Source organism: Pseudomonas sp. S2_A02, from assembly GCF_054668495.1.
The window spans coordinates 5983211-6002421 of the sequence record NZ_CP162776.1; the positions used below are offsets into that span (position 1 = coordinate 5983211).

Sequence of the window (19211 nt, forward strand, 5' to 3'; positions counted from 1 at the left end):
GACAGGTAGCACGTTCATGTCATGCTCAATTCGCAGCAGCGCTCGATTCAGCGATCGTCGGGTAGTCGATGTAACCCGCTGCCCCGCCGCCATAGAGGGTGGCGGGATTGAAGGCAGACAACGGCGCACCGATCTGGAGGCGCTCCACCAGGTCGGGGTTGCCAATGAAGGGACGACCGAACGCGATCAGATCAGCCTGATCTTCGGCGAGCCGCGAAGTCGCCAGATCCAAGTCATAGCCGTTGTTGGCGATGTAGGTGTTTTTGAAGCGCTGGCGCAAGGCTCCGAAATCGAACGGTGCCACGTCACGCGGCCCGCCAGTCGCGCCTTCGACCACGTGCAGGTAAACAATGTCGAGGGCGTTGAGCTGGTCAACGATGTAATCGCACTGCGCCTGCGGATCGTTGCTCGATACCCCGTTGGCCGGCGAGACAGGCGAGAGGCGAATGCCTGTGCGATCCGCACCGATCTCGCCTATGACAGCCGCTGTCACTTCCAGCAACAGGCGCGCACGATTTTCGATTGAGCCGCCGTAGGCATCGGTGCGCACGTTGGCGCCGTCCTTGATGAATTGGTCCAGCAAATAGCCATTCGCGCCGTGAATCTCTACGCCATCAAAACCTGCAGCAATAGCATTTGCCGACGCTTGACGGAAATCGTTGACGATCCCGGGCAGCTCGCTGATGTTCAGCGCTCGCGGCTCGGAAACGTCCACAAAGCTATTGTTGACGAACACTTTGGTCGCGGGCCGGAGTGCAGAGGGTGCCACTGGAGCTGCACCGTTTTCTTGTAGATCAACGTGTGAAACGCGGCCGACATGCCACAGCTGCAGGAAAATTTTTCCGCCTTTTGCATGCACGGCATCGGTCACGCTGCGCCAGCCGTCAATCTGCGCCTGCGTGTAAATCCCGGGAGTGTCCTGATAGCCCTGGCCCTGCCGGGAAATCTGCGAGGCTTCGCAAATCAGCAGACCTGCGGAGGCACGTTGACTGTAATAGGTGGCAGCGAACTCGCTTGGCACGAAGCCTTCGCCTGCACGGTTGCGCGTCAGCGGAGCAAGGACGATTCGGTTCGATAGCGTCAGGGAGCCCAGCGTGTAGGGAGTGAACAGATTCTGGTCGGTCATGTGGTGTTTCTTCCGTGCCCGTTGATGAATAGCGCTGTTGTCCGGGATTAGGATGATGATCGAAATCTAAACTGTCAATGAATTTGATTACGTTCAACATCTATGTATCATGGGCGCATGATTTCCAAGCGCAAACGAGGTATTGCACGTGAGAGTGACCAAGGCCCAGGCACAGGCCAATCGCGAGCACATCGTCGAGACGGCCTCTGTATTGTTTCGTGAGCGAGGTTTTGACGGTGTAGGCGTGGCGGACCTCATGGCGGCTGCCGGATTCACCCACGGAGGTTTCTACAAACATTTCGGCTCGAAGGCTGATTTGATGGCTGAAGCCTCCGCCAACAGCCTTTCCCGATCGCTAGCCAGTGCTGAAGCGCTCGATATTCAGGGGTTTATCGATTTGTATGTGTCGAGGGATCACCGGGACGGGCGCGGCAGCGGTTGCACGATGGCTGCTTTGAGTGGCGACGCTGCGCGCCAGCCTTACGAGCTGAAGGCGGCGTTTGCCGAAGGCATCGAGCGCACGCTGCAAACGCTGGGGGAAAAGTATCCATCGGGGCCAGATGCGGCACCTGGGGACGCGAGAGTGAAGATGATCAACATGCTGGCGCATGCTGTCGGCGCGATCATGTTATCGCGTGCTTGTCCGGATGATTCGTCTCTGGCCGATGAAATACTCGAGGTTTGCCACGCTCAGATGACAGCCTCATTGCCTGTGCAGTCAGCCAGTGAACCGTAGGGTGGAGGGTGATTTGCGCCACAAAGTAGAGCCGCTTTCGACGGACTCAACCCGAAGCAGTCATCGAGACTGCCAGTCGCGATGGTTCTGGATCAGGTTCGCAAGTCGCCCGCTCTGATGAATTCGATGAGGGCGTTCAAGGCCAGCGGCACATGGCGTCGGCTGGAGTAATAAAGAAAGAATCGGCTTGGTGGTGCTTTCCATTCCTGGAGTATTTCTCTGAGATGCCCTTTGCGGATTTCGTCACGCGCCAGCGCCTCGTAGACATAGGCAATCCCAGCGCCATCTTTCGCCGCCTGGATCATCAGCGCATCGTCTTCCAGAATGAGCGGGCCTGTGACGGATAACCGTATCGGTTGACCGTCTGCTTGATACTCCCAGGCGTAAAGTTTGCCACTGGGAAAACGCCTGGCAATGCACGCATGCTCGAGCAAGTCGCGGGGGGCATGCGCGATCCCTTTTTCGGACAGATAGGCATCAGCAGCGACGGTCACGAACGATTGAGGGGCGCCGACAGGGACTGCAATCATGTCGCCGGCCAGGCTTTCACCAAAGCGGACTCCAGCATCAAATCCGCCGTTCACGATATCGGTCAATCCATCGTCGGTGATCAGGTCCAACTGAATACGTGGATACCTGGCCACGAAGGGCGCGAGCACTTTCGCAAACACGATACGAGCCGCCGGACGCGCCACGTTGAGACGGAGTTTGCCTGCGGGAACTTCCTGCATAGAGGTCAATTGCGCCAATACATCGGCCACCTGGTGCAGCGTCGGTACCAGCGTTGCCAATAGCTGTTGGCCGGCCTCGGTAGGGGTCACGCTACGAGTGGTTCGGTTCAGCAGCCTGATGCCCAGGCGTGCTTCCAACGCTCGCAACGCGTGACTCAACGCGGAAGCCGAAACACCACGCTCGTCGGCCGCCTTGCGGAAGCTGCGATGGCGAGCGACGGCGGCAAAGGCATCGAGTTCAGAGAGATCGGGGTGATTACTCATGAATGTCGTTCAGTAGTTCAAATACGATTACCCATCTTATCGCCATCAGATCTCTCCCGGATACTTCTCACATCATCTGTGGAGAGATCGCTATGCAAAAGAATCGTCTTGGATCGTCGGATTTTCTGATTTCGCCTATTGGCTTGGGGACGTGGGCAATCGCCGGCACCGGCTGGGAGTACAGTTGGGGTGCGCAGGATGACAAGGACAGCCTGGGCGCACTTGAATATGCCGTCGAACGCGGCGTGAACTGGATTGATACCGCTGCGGTTTATGGCTTGGGCCATGCGGAGCAATTAGTGGGGCAATTGCTGCGTCGGGTGCCGGTCTCTCGGCGTCCTTTGGTGTTCACCAAAGGCAGCTTGGTCTGGGATCCGGTCACGAAGCAGATTTCGCACTCCCTGGCCCCCCAATCCTTGCTCGCCGAGATCGACGCAAGCTTGCGCAGGCTCCAAGTCGAGACTGTCGATCTGTATCAGATCCACTGGCCAGTCTTTCCTGTCGACGCAAGCAGTGAAGGTATTGAAATGGCGCTTTCGGCTTTGGCAGCCGCGCGCGATCAAGGAAAAATTCGCGCGATCGGCGTATCGAATTTCGATGTCGCTCAACTCAAGCGGGCGCAGACGGTGACAGAGATCGTTTCGCTTCAGCCGCCGTACTCCGCCCTGATGCGGGACATCGAGAAAGACGTCCTGCCATTCTGTGAGCAGGCCGGGTTGGGTGTCCTTGCCTATTCCACACTTCAATCGGGGCTACTGTCCGGCAGCATGACGCGCGAACGCATCTCGCAACTGCCCGAAGATGATTGGCGCAAGGCCCGAAGTGCTGATTTCCAGGAGCCCCGTTTGAGTGCGAACCTGACATTGGTTGACGTCATGGCACGCATTGGAGAAAGGCACGGGGTGAGCGCTGCGGCGGTCGCCATCGCCTGGGTACTTCGCCAACCGGTAGTGACGGGCGCCATTGTCGGTGCCCGCCACCCAGCACAAGTAGACGGACTGATTGCAGCCTCGGCATTGCGCCTTAGCGCTGCGGAAATCGACGAAATTCGACCGTTCCTGCCGTCGGGCATGGGAACAAATGTCCCTGGTGCTGCCTGACACTGTTGAACAGAGGTGAGCGTTCGCCGGCCCAGCAGCACGCCCAAACCGGTACCTACCGCGTACGGCAGATAACCCTGGGCAACGTAGACCAGTTCTGGTGATACCGGGGCGATGGTGGTGCCGCCGGTAATTCCCGGCAGGATGCCGCGAAAGGCCAGCATGCCGCCTAGCCCGACGATGAAAGGAAATCCGCGCAGTATCTGCACACTGTGTTCCGCCGCGAGTTTGGCTGTACCCTTCGTGAATACCAGCAGGGCGCCAACGTAGCGATCCAATAATCATTGGGGCGAGTCATCGCCTGGTCGCGTAAATTTGAAATGCACGGCGTTGCTCACAGAATCTCTCCCCGATCCGGCCAAAGGTGCCGGATTCGTGGTGAAAAAAAGGAACTGCAGTTGAACGAACAGACATTGTCCATGCGCCTGGAGCGCGTGGCGGCGCATATACCAGCAGACGCACGCCTGGCCGATATAGGCTCGGATCACGGCTATCTGCCGGTGGCGTTGATGCGCCGTGGCGCCATCGCGGCGGCAGTGGCCGGCGAGGTGGCATTGACCCCGTTCCGCTCGGCCGAACGCACCGTGCGCGAGAGCGGTCTGGAGCGGCGGATCACCGTGCGCCTGGCCAATGGCCTGGCGGCGATCGAGCCAGGAGACAGGATCACGGCGATCAGCATCTGTGGCATGGGCGGTGAGACGATTCGCGACATCTTCGACAGCGGCAAGGCGCGCCTGAACGGCCAGGAGCGCCTGATCCTGCAGCCCAACGGTGGGGAGCAGCCACTGCGCCAATGGCTGATGGAAAATGGCTACCGCATCCTCTGCGAAGAGCTGCTGCGGGAAAATCGCTTCTACTACGAAATCATCGTCGCCGAGCGTGCCGAACCGGTGATGTATACCGCCGAGGAACTGTACTTCGGCCCGCTGCAGATGCAGGCACGCAGCCCGGCGTTCCTGTCCAAGTGGCAGCGCATTCTGCGCCATAAGCAGCAGACCCTGGCCAACTTCGCCCAAGCCCGGCAGGCCGTGCCCGAAGAGAAGGTGCAAGATATCGCCCAACAGGCCCGGTGGATCAGCGAGCTGCTGGCTTGAGCTTACGGTGTTAGACGCTTTTAGAGACCCCCGAGGGAGGTTCAGCGGATTCCATTCATTGTCGGTGGAACGCTCGTTTAGCGAGTTGTCCGCTAAGGGTCGTTTTCAGCCCTTCGCGACAGGCAGTAATCGGCCCAGAGTGTGTAAAAACGCTTCGCCAAAATTGAAGTGTGCGCGTCTACGTTAAATCTGAAATTTATCGGCACGTCAGCAGATGTGGATTTCGCGTAGAAGCACGATTTCCAGTCCGGTTTTGAGTACCTGCCGCGCTCAAAAACGTTTTTACACAGCCTCGGCCAGAAGCGGCCAGTCATCAAAGCCCCAAAAATGTCCCGAGGCGAGTATCTAGTCACGCCAATCGGGCCCGTCATTGTGAGCAAGGCTAGAGGTTTCAACGATTTGCTAGCTGGAGGTAATCGCAAATAGATTTTTGCACAAATAGGCATCCTCTCTTGGGATGAAATCTTCGGGGCTTTCATTGCAGGAAAATGCTTCGAAAACGTGGTTGATAATTTTTTTTGCTTGGTCCGTAGTAAGGACACGAATGTCTATCAGGTCAAGAAGAGCATCGGCTATCTCGTTTAAACTAATGCAGTACTCTTCAGCGGCAACCCTAAGCAGTGCTCGCATCTCCCTATATTTACCATCTGAATTTACATTGTTTTTCAGAAATTCAAGTGGCTCTTCCAGGATTTCAAAAGGATAAATCTTTTGATAACTGTCGCAGTATTCTATAAGGGTCCGCCTAACCTTCACGCCATCAAATTTTTGAGAGCTAGCCCCTAACAGTGCATTAATTTTCGCATTAGCTATCCAGCTTTTCATCGCGAAATTTACCTTGCTTAGCGCTTATTTAAGGGACGTCGACTGGCGGCTCTTGGCCGTTTTTTGCCGGTCAAGGTCACCCAGTGTGCTGGTCAAATCCGATGCAAACGACTGGTCAAGTCGAATGCAAATGGGTGGTCAAGTCCATGTAGTTACGCACAAATGACATGGGACTCGAAACTGCCAAGTACATTTGGGTGAAACCCTTAGGTATTATCTGGGCACATGAGAGGAAAAACAGGGTGGCATTAATGCATCGTCATCGTAGAATGATTTCAGCCAAAGTCAGAGTGGAGACTTACCCTGCCCCGGAACGATTGAAGTTGATTAACGCGCCCAACAGCGTCAGCACTAGGTTTCAGTGCTGTACGACTTGATCGCTTCTTCCTGCTCTCCCAGTACAACACCTTGACCCGATTGCGGTGTCGATTCAGAAAAACAAAGAGCACGGGGTCAAACACCGCGACTTTGATATCCAGTTCGACCAGCGCAGCCAGGCCATCGATGGACTTTCGAAAATCCACCGGTTTTGAGTAGAGGTACACTTTTTCAACGCTGGCATTGGGACGCATCATGGTGATGAGCTCCTGATAGAAATCGGGAGCACAGCATCAGCCGTCAGCTATCTGCTTGGAATGTGGCGTTCATGGAGCGGATACGTATCTTCAAAAAGCCTGTACCCAAGGTCGGATATGCGACCGGCTGGGAGTAGTTAACTAAACGCTATACAAACAGGCTCCATCTCTTCCAACGCATTTTCACAAGCGCCTATGAGATCTCGCACGCAGCCTCCATCCCTTGCCCAATCCCCACTTGGCTGCAACCGGTTCAAGTGAAAATTCCTCTTCCTGCGTTGCCCGAGTCCAGTCATCGTTCCCAATCTCAGCGATCAGTTGCGCTTGGTAGACCTGTAAAAATGGAAGTAAGCTTTTCGCTTGATCGACGTCTATGAGGACCAAGTCTGCTGTATCGAGTTGCTGTTTAACACTTTCGACCAGTTCGCGAGCCTGCAATGGGAGTGCATCTAACACTGCCTCCAAGGCTGACCCTGACTTGTCGGCACTTTGGAACGTACCAAATGATGTTCCCTCCTGCCATAGCCCTGCGGTCCGACTTAGGATTGACCACCATCATAAACATCGGAAAGACTCCTAACCTTATGGCTGAGCGTCCCCGTCTGAATCACGATGGTTTTGGCATGCATGTCACCCAGTCGTGTTCTGGACTCCAGAAAAATCCATACCCAATCAATGATGATCAGCGCTCCGGCATTACGGGTAAACGACTGAGACACCGTGCAGCCGAGGAACGTTTTTCTATCGACAGCCGCAATACTCAACAAGCGCTTGCCGAGGCTTTGGCCATTAGGTAGGGCATCCGCAAAAAGCACGTAAGCGAAGGCGATCAAGCCCGCTGAAACAATCTGGGCACTGGGCGTTATACCTGTGATGTAAGCAGACAAGGTGTCAGCGGTGACCTTGACGATAAAGAAGATCAACACCGCAATTACGCAATCAATTACTTTCGCGATAAACCGACGGCTGACGCTCGCCAGAATTTTAGGTTTTTTGCTGTTGCTTTTTGCGTCCATGGTATTTCCGAGATCAGTTGGGTTTTCGGGATTCATCAGCTAGACGGCTGTCCGGCATGCAAAGCTTCTGCCGCCAAAAGGCTGTTATTCGTTCCTGGCTATAGGTATTAGACGTGATAAATGTCAAAACGATATCATTCAAGCGTACCCCGTCTCTATTCATTTAGCTCGGTTCTTTAGGAACTTAGTGAGAGCAGCGACGGGACCCAGTCATCCTGGAGGCCGCTGCCGAAGGCGACCTCGGCGTCCGTTACGAGACTGGGCAAGGGGTTGCAAAGGACTAAGCAAGCGGCTTTCTGGTACCGCAAGGCCGCAGAGCAAGGTAGTTCAGTTGCCCAGCGCAACTTTGATATTCGCTACTCCGAGGGCAGGGGTGTGATGCAAGATAATAGCCAAGCGTATGTTTGGCTTTCTGTTGCTGCTGCCAATGGGCAGACAGAAGTCGAAGCTGATCGAAATTATGTAGCTGAAAAACTATCTAGATCCCACTGGAAGCAGCGCAAAAAATAGCAGGGTAATATTCTGAGAGATACCAACCGCATCGCTGATTTCTGGTGTGCGTATTTTTTATATGGGGGGGTGTGCTGCTGGTTGTTCAGCATCGCTATTGACCGCTTTTGGCCGATTTCTGCCGGTCGCGATAGGCTGAAATCGACCCAAAGCGGACGCTAAGGATTGCAGGCGGGGATAGTTTCCTGGTGCCGTTGTGCGCCGTATAGTGGCAATATTTTTTCGGTCAAAGGAATGGCTATGAACCCGTTAAGCTGCCTACTCGTCGGTGTAATTGGCCCCCGTGAAATCCTAAATGTCACTTCGCATTGCGCGAAAAGGGGAGCGCCATGCGTGCAGGAATGATCCTTGCCGGGATCGGCACCACGTTGACGCTGTTGTCTGCATCGCCAGACCAGCCTGCGCCCCTGCCGCCAGGAACTGTCAACCAGGGCGGTATCTCGGTGCGGGTACAAGGCTCGGGAACAGATATCATCTTAATTCCAGGATTTGCATCGTCCTACGAAGTATGGGCTGATTTGGCCTCCAGATTACGGCAGAGCCACCGGCTCCATCTCGTACAAGTAGCTGGCTTTGCCGGCTCGCCTGCAGTATCCGATCCAGAAGGGAGAGTAGTCGCGCCGACGGTCGAGGCGATCGCTGAATACATCCGCAGCCAGCGGATCGAGGCGCCGGTCATCATCGGTCATTCGTTGGGTGGTGAAGTGGCACTGATGCTGGGTGCTCGTCATCCCGATCAAGTGGGACGCCTGATGATTGTCGATGCGATGCCCTTTTATACGTTGCTGTTTGACCCCTTCGCGACCAGTGAAACGGCAACCCCGCATGCTGCTGCGATGCGCGATGCAATGTTGGCGGCAACGCCTGAGCAGGCGGAAGCCATGCAGCATGCCTCCATTGCCCGTCTCGCCAAAACTGAAGCGGTCAGGCCAGGCCTGGTCACAGCGGGGATAAACTCGGACCGAAAGACTATGGCCAATGCCATGTATGAACTGATGGTCACCGACCTCCGGCCTGAGCTTGGACGCATCAAGGTGCCTGTCGAGGTCGTCTATGCCTACGACCTGCTTTACGGCATAGAGGCGTCCCACGTTGATGCAATGTTCCGTAACGCCTATATCTCGACCCCAAACATCAGCTTCAGGCGCATTGACGGCAGTTTTCACTTCATCATGCTTGATCAGCCAGAACTGTTCGCCGGTACTGTCATCAAGTTCCTGAAGCCGTGAGCGGCGGCGGGGTTGCTAGAGTGATGAGTTGCCGTTAAGGGGCACAGGATTCGTTGCCGTGCTTGCAGGCCACCGACCGTCCGTTTTTGGCCGAAAGCTGGCGGTAGCGACAGGATGCTATCCACCCGTGAAGCGGACACAAAACTCCTCTGAGACCGTGTCATGGCGTCCCGTTTCTTCCGTACAGGCGGTAGCCTGGTCGACGACTCAAGCGTTCGTAATAGTCGCTCACGGCAGGAAAGTCCGGATGAGCAAGCGGTGTTTCAAACCACCGATTAACTGACAGGCCGATCGGTATATCTGCGAGAGAAAACTCATCGCCGCTGACGTAGGCCCCGGTTGAATCGAGCTGTCGATTGAGGATCTCCATGTACCTCGACCAGTTGTTGCACGCGGCCGCCAACGCACGGCTGTCCTGATGCTCAGGCGAATGCCTGACCAGCGACATGAAGGCATAACTCCACGACTTGTTGAGATCTGACGCTTGCCAATCGATCCATTGATCCACCCGCGCTTTGGCTCTCGCTTCAGTCGGGTAAAGGTGAACGCCGTTGTAGCGCGACGCCAGGTAGCGAATGATCGAGTTTGACTCCCAAAGAATGAAGTCGTCGTCCTGGATGACCGGCACCATGGCATTGGGATTCAGCGCCAGGAATTCAGGTGTATGCGTCGATCTGAAGCCAGAACCCCAATCCACCCGCTCAAAGGGAATTTCAATCTCGGCGCAGGCCCAGAGCACCTTTCGTACATTGATCGACGATGCCTTACCCAATATGCGCAACATTCCATGTCCTTATCGTTCGGGGTAGTTGGTCTGAACTACTGGCTCTATCGCCTTGTGGAGCGGATTGTCCAGAGTCTGCTTTTGGCCGTTTTCTGCCTGTCACAGTCGGCAGAAAATGGACGCATAGCAGGTTAACGAGGTGCAAAATCGCATGTCATAGACTCAATCTTGGTTCGTACACTTTTAACGACGCTTTTTTTCATCTCTATGCGGTTTTCCCAGAGTATGCGGCGAGGTTAGCAGCGATATGCCTCTGGTTGTCTGTCCGTTATCCAAGAGGCTTGAAACGCACGGGGTCGCACAATCAGTTCGACGCGGTGGCAACAAGTGCTCCGCTCACCAGCAGGCCAGATGTCTCTCGATCAACCTTGCCACTTCGGCTGCGTGAGTAAAGCCCAGACTGTGATCGGCGCCAGGGAAAACGTGTAGTTCCGCGCGGGGTAACAGTTGAGCAAGGCGCTGGCCGACGCGAACGGGGCTGATCAGATCAGAATCTCCCCAGAGGAGTAGCACTGGCATACGCAACTCGACCAACCGGAGCGTGAGGTCGGTGTGGTCGTCGAGAAACCACCTCGGCAGTGTCGGGTTGGCGGCAGCAAAATCCGGGCGCCAGTCATGCGCGTCCAGAGCAGACATATCCACCCCGCCAGAGGTGACGGTCAGCGTCAGGTGCGTGATCAGCTCAGGGCGTTCAAGCGCTGCAAGCACAGCGACTATACCGCCCATGGACTGCGCGACCAGCGCGGTGGGCCGGTCGATCTCGGCCAGCACGCGAGTCACCAGATCATCCATGCCGGTCACGCTAGGCAAGGGCGGAATGTCTCCAAAGCCGGGCCAGCCGATATGGACCTGCTGCGCCGAGTGGGTCAGGCGCTCGGCAACCGGATACCAAAACCGGGTGTTACCCGAGGCTCCGGGCAGGAAGAGGAGTTTGGCGGGGGATGCGATCACAGGTTCGGTCCTTGAAGGTGGGATTGAAAGATTCAGCAGGATGGCAAAATGGATGCCGCAAGGTTCGATGACCACTTCGGAACGAGAGCCGCCGGTAGTGAAGGGCAGTTCGCGATCCAAAGCAACCATTCGCCAATCAACAGGGCACTTACCCTGGAATGCCAATGGCAGTTTGTTCTAGATCGATGGCGACTCAGACATCTCCACCAGCAGTTGCCCAAATGCATGGGCAGCAGGCGTTTTTCCAGTGACACTCCATATCAGTCGGAAATCAGCGTCCAGTAGCCGTGGCAGGCCATATTGCCCGTCAATCACCACCATGCCGGGCTCTAGATCTCCCAGCGGCAGCGCGGTGACGGCAAGCCCCGCCAATACCGCCGCCCGCAGTCCTTGTTGACTTGGAGAGGTGAAGGCAACTCGCCAATCCACGGTGGAATTTTCTAATGCCTCTACGGCCACCTGGCGGTGAACGCAGGGCGCTGGTGCAAACGCCAGCGGCAAAGGAGCCTCGCCGGTAAAGTCGAAATTTTGCGCTGCGGCCCAGACAAACCGGGTTTCGCGCAGCACGGTACCGTCGACCTGACTGCCCGGCAATGCCATAACCACGGCCAGATCGAGCCCATGGGCATCGACCTGCGCGCGCAGATCGAGGTAGGTGCCGACGGTGACATCCAGACGTACTGCGGGAAATTGTCTGGCGAACCGAGTCAGTAACGGCGGCAGGCCGTCGCCGATAAAGTTTTCTGGCACACCGAAGCGCACGGTCCCGGATACCGATGACGCTTCGAAACGCCGGGAGAGGGCGTCTTGCGCTTTGAGGACGTGTTCGGCATGGCGCAGAAAATCTTCGCCATCTTCTGTCAGCGTCAAACGTCGGGTGGTGCGCACCAGAAGGGTGGTGCCGGCCTGTTCTTCCAGACGCCGGATCTGATGACTGATCGCTGATTGGCTCAAGTGCAGCCGCTCTGCGGCACGAGTGAAACTACCGGTCTCCTTGATTGCGACAAAAGCCCGCAACAGAGCTGGGTCGAAGTCCATTTGGTCCACTCATGATGAATATTAATAAAACTTACGAAATTAAATCATTTCTGTCATTTTTCAATTACTTCCAGAATGCGGCCGGTCACTTGGAGTTATGTCAGGTGACGCTGGTGAGGCTATCGCGCCAACTTCCCTTGGGACGGTCTTGCCAGTGCCCATCAACTTGATCTGGAAGATCTCGATGCAGTTCTCTTCTTCGCAAAAGGATGTTTTCACAATAGTCGCCGTTTGCTTGGCCTCGCTAATGTTCGGCCTGGAAATCTCAAGTGTGCCGGCAATCCTGCCCACGCTTGAATCGGTTCTGCACAGCGATTTCAAAGATATGCAGTGGATCATGAATGCCTACACCATCGCCTGCACCACGGTGCTGATGGCTACCGGCACACTGGCGGATCGGTATGGGCGCAAGCGAGTGTTTGTCATTAGCCTGGTACTTTTCGGCATTACCTCTCTGAGCTGTGGATGGGCGCAAAGCACCAGCGTGTTGATCGCAAGCCGATTTCTGCAAGGGATGTCCGGTGGTGCCATGCTGATTTGTCAGGTGGCAGTGCTGTCTCACCGATTCCAGTCGGGAGCTGCGCGCGGCAAAGCGTTCAGTGCCTGGGGGATCGTGTTCGGCATCGGTTTGGGGTTCGGTCCGATTACCGGCGCAGCTATCGCGGCATTGTCGAGTTGGGAATGGGTGTTCCTGGTGCACGCGCCCATTGCCGTGCTTGCGCTGGTGCTGGTGCTCGTCGGTGTCGATGAATCACGTGATCCGCAGCGCCGCAGGCTGGATGTGTTGGGCATTATTTCGTTATCGCTGGCAGTGTTAGGCCTTTCCTGGTTCATCACTCAGGGAGCAGGGGAGGGTTTCTCCAGCGGTTCGGCCATCATCAGCCTGATTGTGACAATGGTCAGCTTCATCGTCTTTGTCATCGCCCAGCGACGCTATGTCGATCCCATGTTCGACTTCTCTGTATTTCGCATCCGCCGTTTCTCGGGTGCCTTGCTAGGGTCGGCAGGCATGAACTTCAGCTTCTGGCCCTTCATGATCTACTTACCGTTGTACTTTCAAAATAGCCTGGGCTACGCCAGTATCGGCACCGGTCTGGCGCTACTGGCGTATACGCTGCCGACACTGTTTATCCCGCCGTTAGGCGAACGCTTGGCGTTGCGTTATCGACCTGATGTGGTGATTCCCGCTGGCTTGTTCACTATAGGTCTGGGGTTCCTGCTGATGAAATGGGGCGGCAGTGTCACGCATGCCAGCTGGCTGACGATGCTTCCTGGCTGCCTGATCGCCGGAATCGGACTGGGGCTGACCAATACGCCTGTCACCAATACCACCACTGGATCGGTGCCCAGTGAGCGTGCTGGCATGGCATCGGGCATCGATATCAGCGCTCGTATGATCAGCCTTGCAATCAATATCGCGTTGATGGGATTCATCCTGGTGGAAGGCATCCTGTCTTCTCTGCGCAACCAGTTATCTGGCGCGCCCGATGATGTGCAACTGAGGTTGCTGGCGGAAAATATTTCATCTGGCAACTCTGCCTTGTTGGTGCAGAGTGGCCAGGGGATTACGATTCCGGTTGATGTTGCCAACGCCGCTTTGGCACACGGGTTTGGCTGGGTGATGGTGTATGGCGGTATTGCTGCGTGGGTGTTAGTGGCGGTGAGTTGGGTGGTCTTTCGTTCAAGCAAAGCCGTGCATTCTCAGCCGTGAGCAGGTGGTCTGTCGCTTCCTGCGATTATCTTGGGGGGCCTTGGTTCGGGACTAAGCTAAAGCTACGTGGGTCGTCGATCAATTGTGACCCACCGTTTGCGCTACATCCGTCCCTGGAGTGCCCAATGCAGCCCATCACCACGCGCCTGGTGGCGCTGTTTGTTCTTTGCCTGACGCTTGAAGTGCCAGCCCAGACCAACGCCTGCCCAGCGGGTGAGAAACAAGTGTGCCTGGACGGCTGCATCTGCCTGCCAGACGTGGGACCGCTGCTCGGTCCCCTGCCTGATGGCCTCCACCAGATCGCAGCACCTGCCCTGGCGCTGTGGCTGACCCAAGCCCGCGCTGAAGCAGCCAGCGCCGGCATCCAACCCGTTCCACCGCACATCCGCGAACAACTGCTGCGCTGGTACGCCCCCAGCGTTCTCGATGCCGCGCGGTACAAAGTTAGCGACAACGGCCAATTCAACGCCGCGACTGCCATGCTGCAAAACCCCGATGTCGGTGCCGTGACGCTGATCGACATCATCCTCTTCCGGGACGCTCAAACCGCAGAGCAGAACATCGCGCTCTGGGCTCATGAGTTAAAGCATGTGCAGCAGTATCAGGAATGGGGGGTGGAAGGATTTGCCCAGCGGTATACACAAGATTTCAATGCGGTGGAGGCACCGGCTTATGCCATACAGGCTGAGGTCAGGCGGTTGGTGCGGGAAGGGACTCACTGAAGGGTAGCGAAGCTTCCTGTCATTACAGGTAGAAAGCAGTGGTTTTATGGAATCGTGTTAACAACCAATGCACAAATCTTCTAAACGTTCTGTCCCATCGCACGGTAATTTAGCCGTCCGCACAGTTCAATGCTGAACCATGACCTAGGGAGCCTTCCGTGGATAGACGCAACTGGATTGAGCTGTCCCAGGACGCCGATACCGGGATTGAATCGATTCGTGCCCATTTTCAGGGGCATGCCTACGATCCGCACTGGCATGACAGTTTTCTGGTGGGGGTCACCGAGCAGGGCGTGCAGCAGTTCAATTGCCGGCGCGTTCGCCACCTCAGTACGCCGGGCAAGGTATTCATGCTGGAGCCAGGGGAGATCCACGATGGGCATGCGCCGACCGAGGAGGGGTTTACCTATTCCATGCTCTACCTCGATCCGCACTGGCTGGAGCGGGAGTTGCACGCGTTGTTCGAGCACGCGCCGGCCAACAGTCAGCCGGGTTTTGCCGACACCCTGAGCCAGGATCCGCGCCTGGCCACTGCCATTTTTCAAGCCTTCCACGCGCTCCATGAGGGCGACTTGCGCATTGTGCGCCAGAGCGCCATCGACACCTTGTTGGGGGCGCTCACTTGCCACCTTGATTGGCGCAAGCGTCAGGCCTTTGATCCGCGCCTGCCGTGGGTGGCCCAGGTTGCGCGTGACTATTTGCATGCCCATGTCTACGAAGACATCGGGCTGGATGACCTGACCCAAGCCTGTGGGGTTGATCGCTTTCGTCTGACGCGGGCCTTCAAGGCAGCCTTTGGGCTGGCGCCTCATGCTTATTTGATCCAGCTGCGCCTGGCCAAGGCACGGCAGCTGCTGGCGCGTGGCGAGTCGCCGGCGCAGGTGGCCAGTGCCCTCGGGTTCGCCGATCAGAGCCATATGGGGCGCTGGTTTCGCCGTGCCTACCAGCTCACGCCAGCGGATTACCGCATGCGCTGCTCAAACCTTCCAGACTGAATCCCGCTGATTCGCGACCATGGTTTCCTATTCGATCAAGGAGTCCATGCCATGTCTTTTTCGCTGTTCTTTTCTGCCCCTTCGCTGCGCCTTCAGGGAGTCTGAGTCATGGAGTCGTTGCTGCCTTTCCTCCTGTTTTCGTTCGTTGCCTCGATCACCCCGGGGCCGACCAATATTCTGGTATTGAGCCACAGTTCGCGGCGGGGGTTGGGTGCCACGCTGCCGATCATTTTTGGCGCCTGCGGGGCGGCGGCGCTGCTTGTGTTTGCAGTCGGACTCGGCGTAGGCGAAACGCTGCTGCGGTTTCCGCGTGTGCAGCAGGCGATGGCTTGGGCCGGGGTGCTCTGGTTGAGTTGGCTGGCCTGGCAGATCTTTCAAAGCGCGCCGCCATCCCTGGCCCCGACCACCCCGCGCGACGAGGGGCTCAGCGTGTTCGGTGCCGCCACTCTGCAATTGGTCAACCCCAAAGTCTGGATGATGGCGGTGGCGGTGGTCAGCGTATTTGTCAGTGGCGGCGACAAGACCCTGCGGCTGGGGGTGTTGTCGCTGATGTTTCTGTTGGTCTCCGTGCCGTGCATGACCCTGTGGGCGTTACTCGGCGTGGGCAGTGCCCGCGCTTTTGGTTCGCCACAGGCGTTCAAACGCATGAACACTGCACTGGCTTTTTTGCTGCTGGTGTCGGCCTGGTTGACGGTGCTGGTGTAGGTCGAACATTGCCTAGGCAGGGCGCTTGAATCAGTAGACCCCGCATGGCTCAAGATAGTAACTGGCGCATCCATGCGCCAAACAGCGGTTTTAGCGCTTGATCAGGGAAATCTTGGTTCCTTCGATGCTGATCCCGGCCATTAATCCCTGCTGGTCGAAAATGAACGCGTAGGCATCGTCCTTCACTGTCGTGCTGGACAGATTCTTCGCCACCCCTTCATCAACCATTACAACGGTGGGGCCTACGCCGATTTCCCAACCCTTGGTTTTACGTACATAGTCCACGGCTTTGTCGGTCATCAGGAAAACCGCATAGCCATACGACTGGGCGCCGGCTTGCAGCCCCCAGGACCCGGTTACGGAGTTGTAATAATTCTCAACTTTCTTGTCCTTCAACAGCACGCCTTCACCATAGCTGCCGCCAAACACAAGGCCCGCCTTGATGATTTTCGGGAAGACAAGAATCGCTTTGGCATTGTGCGAAATGTTTTCAGCAAATGGCGTGGACTTGTAGAGCGTTTGCAGCGCTTGCCGAGAGTCGACATCCAGATCCTCGGCGGTTGCCGCACCCGCCGTGTTCAAGAAGCTGGCCGATGCCAGTGAAGCTGTCGCAAGGACGATCGATAGGAAGAACCGCATTGACTGAGTCATGTTAGTACTCCGATACGGGAGCATTGGATGTGAGCAGCAGCCAGCACCATCCCCTCGGAAGAATCCGAGCCTGCTGAAACTATCCGGCGCACCCTAAAGTATGTGAGCTACTGACTTCGCCCTTGAATGAGGTCTTTGATCATTGGCGACGTCATCACCTGCTTTGACCTCTGTGTATCAGCCGGGTTCGCCGTCAGAAACTGCGATAGCCAACTGTAAAAAAAACGGACACCTGACAAGCCGTCCATTTTTCAATCATCTAAATCGAAAGACCAAATCGATATTCGTGCGCTGTGCCTTCTTGCCGGGGGAGAGGTTCGATCAAGAAGCCACACCGTTCGAGTACTTTTGCCGAGCCGATATTTCCAGCGTATACGTTGGCCACCAGTTGTTTAAGGTTCCAATGTAACTGCGCCTCCTGGATCAGATGCTTCACCGCTAGTGTTGCCAGGCCTTGTCCGCAAGCGCTTTGAGCAATCCGATAACCGACTTCTGCCGACCCCTCGGGGATGTCGATGCCTTTCAGGTTCGCCCGCCCCACTATTTTTCCGTCAGCCTCTTCGAGAACAAATGGGTGCCATATTCCGGCGGCCAAATCAGACAAATAAGCCGCAATGTGATCGGTGACGCCCTGCAACGAGTAAAAAGCAGCATCGCGCGCGTCAATGAAACGCTCGAACCATTCGCGGTTGTCCATTTCAAATGCCAGCAACGCCTCAGCATCAGTACTTTGTAGGGTTCGAATTCTGATGGGTTTCATAGGGTCGCTCCCTTTTCTGGTAGAACTACTTGGTTAGCGGCCTATCGGCAGCTAGCAGGTGAAATCCGCTGATAGGAAGCTAGAGAGCATCCGTCATCAAGCTATTTTCAATATGCCTCACCTTCATCGCCTTCAACACTGGCTGCGAGTGCTTTCGCAATTTCCTTGGCCTTAATGATTGCCGCATCGCTGTAGACGAAGGAAATCATCCCCCTGCGATAATCAAAGAGATACTGTTGCTGTGTTAGTGGAGACGTCCAAGTTGCTGGATTTTTCCCGCTGAAAACAATGATTTCACCGGTGACGGGATTTTTGCGAGCAAACTCGTTTTCAAGCTTCATTGATGGATCACTTGCGCAAAGTGATTGCCATTCTTCAAGAGCTATTTCCATTGGTCTGACAATATGAAGTTCGTAGGCCATAGGTGTGCCGGCTCCTGACTTTTGGCTGTATGTGATGAGTTTGTGAGACACCTGAATGTCAGTGACGGCTGAGGCTAGCGACTGACGGCAGAGGTGTCCAGTGACTGCTTCTGCCAAGAGCTTCCTCTGGCTTTCACGCTTGAGCGGGCGCCTGTATCTCATAAATGCGGGGCATCTGTGTCTATCGAAAAAATCACTGGATGGGTACGGTCTACAGACCCCCTTTCATTGATGAGGCAACCATGTACCTGACCGCTGTTCCCTTTGGTACGACCGATTGGTCGACTGTCGAACCTCTGGAGTACGTTGGACAGACGGGTACCGCCTATTGGCGAACCTGCCAGTTTGGTTCGACGCGTGTGCGGATGGTTGAATACAGTCCTGGCTATCTGGCCGATCACTGGTGCTGGAGAGGTCATATCCTGTTGTGCCTGGAAGGCGAGTTGCATACGGAGTTGGAGGATGGTCGTCAGTTCACACTCACCGCGGGGATGAGCTATCAGGTGGGCAGCAACGCTGAGGGGCATCGATCTTTCAGCACTACGGGTGCCAAGTTGTTCGTAGTGGATTAACGCTGGAATTGACCGCTATCGACCCTTAGCTGTTACTCGTCAATTCCTGCAATGAACATAGACGGTAATAGCCACGCGCATGAACACATGTATGGCCGAATGCCCTAAACTCGCTTCCTCCTAATCAGCCAAGGAAGCGTCAATGGGCATTCGAGGAAAAGACCGTCAGATCGATAACATCGAGTTCAATGTCGTCGACATAGCTCGAAGCAAGGCCTTTTACGGAAGCGTATTCGACTGGAGTTTCGTCGACTACGGCCCGACTTATAGCGAGTTCAGCGACGGTCGTATGACAGGTGGATTCACTACAGGAGAACCTGTGCGGACGGGCGGGCCATTGATCATCCTCTACGCGGAAGATCTAGAGCGTACTGAGCTCAGGCTCAAGGCAGCAGGCGCTACGATTAGTCGTGAAGTTTTCTCGTTCCCAGGTGGGCGCCGTTTCCACTTCATCGACCCCGATGGCTATGAGCTAGCCGTGTGGACGGCCTCTACATAATTTCGAGGCAGAGAAACTAACGTTACAACAGCGATGCTTGAGAATGGCAGCGATCTGTTCGCCATTACAGAGACGGTCAAGCATCGTTGTTGCTTTGCGATGTTCGCTTCTGGCCGATAGCTGCCTGTCATGCCGGTCCACTTCCGTCCAAAAGCTTTGGGATGAGCGCTGTTAACGAGGTTCGCCGCTGCCTGC

General features: G+C 55.9%; 22 protein-coding genes and 1 pseudogene. 11 read left to right on the top strand and 12 right to left on the bottom strand.

Translation table 11 applies throughout. The features are described from left to right. Window positions 1–25: 25 nt before the first annotated feature. Window positions 26–1126 carry an alkene reductase gene (locus AB4O41_RS27270; protein WP_460145406.1) on the bottom strand — a complete coding sequence of 367 codons (1101 nt, stop codon included), beginning with the start codon at window positions 1124–1126 and terminating at the stop codon, window positions 26–28. Between the two features lie 148 nt (window positions 1127–1274). Between AB4O41_RS27270 and AB4O41_RS27275 the strand changes: the two genes are divergently transcribed. After that, a complete protein-coding gene (locus tag AB4O41_RS27275) occupies window positions 1275–1862 on the top strand; it encodes a TetR/AcrR family transcriptional regulator (RefSeq protein ID WP_460145407.1) in 588 nt (195 codons plus the stop codon). A 92-nt stretch (window positions 1863–1954) separates the two neighbouring features. Here AB4O41_RS27275 and AB4O41_RS27280 read toward each other — a convergent pair whose 3' ends face one another. After that, the gene (locus tag AB4O41_RS27280; protein ID WP_460145408.1) at window positions 1955–2857 is read right to left on the bottom strand and encodes a LysR family transcriptional regulator; all 903 of its coding nucleotides are present in this window, start codon (window positions 2855–2857) and stop codon (window positions 1955–1957) included. 92 nt (window positions 2858–2949) lie between these two features. On the opposite strand from AB4O41_RS27280, the gene AB4O41_RS27285 reads away from it, so the two are divergent. Next, a complete protein-coding gene (locus tag AB4O41_RS27285; protein ID WP_460145409.1) occupies window positions 2950–3957 on the top strand; it encodes an aldo/keto reductase in 1008 nt (335 codons plus the stop codon). A 17-nt stretch (window positions 3958–3974) separates the two neighbouring features. On the opposite strand, the pseudogene AB4O41_RS27290 reads toward AB4O41_RS27285, so the two are convergent. Next, window positions 3975–4157: pseudogene (locus tag AB4O41_RS27290) on the bottom strand (sugar ABC transporter permease); the annotation flags it as partial. A gap of 198 nt (window positions 4158–4355) precedes the next feature. On the opposite strand from AB4O41_RS27290, the gene AB4O41_RS27295 reads away from it, so the two are divergent. Beyond that, window positions 4356–5051 carry a tRNA (adenine(22)-N(1))-methyltransferase gene (locus tag AB4O41_RS27295; protein ID WP_460145410.1) on the top strand — a complete coding sequence of 232 codons (696 nt, stop codon included), beginning with the start codon at window positions 4356–4358 and terminating at the stop codon, window positions 5049–5051. Between the two features lie 402 nt (window positions 5052–5453). Here AB4O41_RS27295 and AB4O41_RS27300 read toward each other — a convergent pair whose 3' ends face one another. The 3 genes from AB4O41_RS27300 to AB4O41_RS27310 all read right to left on the bottom strand — a co-directional run bounded on the left by AB4O41_RS27300 (window position 5454) and on the right by AB4O41_RS27310 (window position 7467). Beyond that, on the bottom strand, window positions 5454–5876 hold the full coding sequence (locus AB4O41_RS27300; protein WP_460145411.1) for a hypothetical protein: 423 nt from the start codon (window positions 5874–5876) through the stop codon (window positions 5454–5456). A 275-nt stretch (window positions 5877–6151) separates the two neighbouring features. Next, window positions 6152–6451 carry an IS66 family insertion sequence element accessory protein TnpB gene (gene tnpB, locus AB4O41_RS27305; RefSeq protein WP_460145412.1) on the bottom strand — a complete coding sequence of 100 codons (300 nt, stop codon included), beginning with the start codon at window positions 6449–6451 and terminating at the stop codon, window positions 6152–6154. A 539-nt stretch (window positions 6452–6990) separates the two neighbouring features. After that, on the bottom strand, window positions 6991–7467 hold the full coding sequence (locus tag AB4O41_RS27310; protein ID WP_460145413.1) for an RDD family protein: 477 nt from the start codon (window positions 7465–7467) through the stop codon (window positions 6991–6993). A 270-nt stretch (window positions 7468–7737) separates the two neighbouring features. Here AB4O41_RS27310 and AB4O41_RS27315 point away from each other — a divergent pair, with 270 nt between their 5' ends. Both AB4O41_RS27315 and AB4O41_RS27320 read left to right on the top strand, forming a co-directional pair. Further along, window positions 7738–7977, top strand: coding sequence for a hypothetical protein (locus AB4O41_RS27315; protein WP_460145414.1), 240 nt, complete (start codon window positions 7738–7740; stop codon window positions 7975–7977). 329 nt (window positions 7978–8306) lie between these two features. After that, complete coding sequence (locus AB4O41_RS27320) at window positions 8307–9206, top strand: alpha/beta fold hydrolase (RefSeq protein WP_460145415.1); 900 nt, start codon at window positions 8307–8309, stop codon at window positions 9204–9206. Between the two features lie 160 nt (window positions 9207–9366). On the opposite strand, the gene AB4O41_RS27325 is transcribed toward AB4O41_RS27320, so the two are convergent. The 3 genes from AB4O41_RS27325 to AB4O41_RS27335 all read right to left on the bottom strand — a co-directional run bounded on the left by AB4O41_RS27325 (window position 9367) and on the right by AB4O41_RS27335 (window position 11979). Next, window positions 9367–9990, bottom strand: coding sequence for a glutathione S-transferase family protein (locus AB4O41_RS27325; RefSeq protein ID WP_095053261.1), 624 nt, complete (start codon window positions 9988–9990; stop codon window positions 9367–9369). A 336-nt stretch (window positions 9991–10326) separates the two neighbouring features. Then, a complete protein-coding gene (locus AB4O41_RS27330; RefSeq protein ID WP_460148435.1) occupies window positions 10327–10941 on the bottom strand; it encodes an alpha/beta fold hydrolase in 615 nt (204 codons plus the stop codon). A 177-nt stretch (window positions 10942–11118) separates the two neighbouring features. After that, entirely contained in the window at window positions 11119–11979 is an 861-nt protein-coding gene (locus AB4O41_RS27335; protein ID WP_460145416.1) for a LysR family transcriptional regulator, read from the bottom strand. A 184-nt stretch (window positions 11980–12163) separates the two neighbouring features. Here AB4O41_RS27335 and AB4O41_RS27340 point away from each other — a divergent pair, with 184 nt between their 5' ends. The 4 genes from AB4O41_RS27340 (at window position 12164) to AB4O41_RS27355 (ending at window position 16112) form a co-directional block, all read left to right on the top strand. After that, complete coding sequence (locus tag AB4O41_RS27340) at window positions 12164–13690, top strand: MFS transporter (RefSeq protein ID WP_460145417.1); 1527 nt, start codon at window positions 12164–12166, stop codon at window positions 13688–13690. A 125-nt stretch (window positions 13691–13815) separates the two neighbouring features. Beyond that, entirely contained in the window at window positions 13816–14412 is a 597-nt protein-coding gene (locus AB4O41_RS27345) for an eCIS core domain-containing protein (protein ID WP_460145418.1), read from the top strand. 158 nt (window positions 14413–14570) lie between these two features. Then, entirely contained in the window at window positions 14571–15407 is an 837-nt protein-coding gene (locus AB4O41_RS27350; protein ID WP_460145419.1) for an AraC family transcriptional regulator, read from the top strand. 108 nt (window positions 15408–15515) lie between these two features. Continuing rightward, window positions 15516–16112 (top strand): LysE family translocator, encoded by a 597-nt coding sequence (locus AB4O41_RS27355; protein WP_460145420.1) that lies wholly within the window; start codon window positions 15516–15518, stop codon window positions 16110–16112. A gap of 90 nt (window positions 16113–16202) precedes the next feature. Here the strand turns inward: AB4O41_RS27355 and AB4O41_RS27360 are convergent, their stop codons facing one another. From AB4O41_RS27360 to AB4O41_RS27370, 3 genes are all read right to left on the bottom strand, one after another. Further along, window positions 16203–16763 (bottom strand): lipid-binding SYLF domain-containing protein, encoded by a 561-nt coding sequence (locus tag AB4O41_RS27360; protein ID WP_460145421.1) that lies wholly within the window; start codon window positions 16761–16763, stop codon window positions 16203–16205. A gap of 259 nt (window positions 16764–17022) precedes the next feature. After that, window positions 17023–17523, bottom strand: a complete 501-nt coding sequence (locus tag AB4O41_RS27365) for a GNAT family N-acetyltransferase (protein WP_460145422.1) — start codon at window positions 17521–17523, stop codon at window positions 17023–17025. Window positions 17524–17630: 107 nt separating this feature from the next. Continuing rightward, window positions 17631–17945 carry a hypothetical protein gene (locus AB4O41_RS27370; protein ID WP_460145423.1) on the bottom strand — a complete coding sequence of 105 codons (315 nt, stop codon included), beginning with the start codon at window positions 17943–17945 and terminating at the stop codon, window positions 17631–17633. 242 nt (window positions 17946–18187) lie between these two features. On the opposite strand from AB4O41_RS27370, the gene AB4O41_RS27375 reads away from it, so the two are divergent. After that, complete coding sequence (locus AB4O41_RS27375; protein WP_038983683.1) at window positions 18188–18517, top strand: DHCW motif cupin fold protein; 330 nt, start codon at window positions 18188–18190, stop codon at window positions 18515–18517. A gap of 142 nt (window positions 18518–18659) precedes the next feature. Further along, window positions 18660–19016 carry a VOC family protein gene (locus AB4O41_RS27380; protein WP_460145424.1) on the top strand — a complete coding sequence of 119 codons (357 nt, stop codon included), beginning with the start codon at window positions 18660–18662 and terminating at the stop codon, window positions 19014–19016. Window positions 19017–19211: the final 195 nt, after the last annotated feature.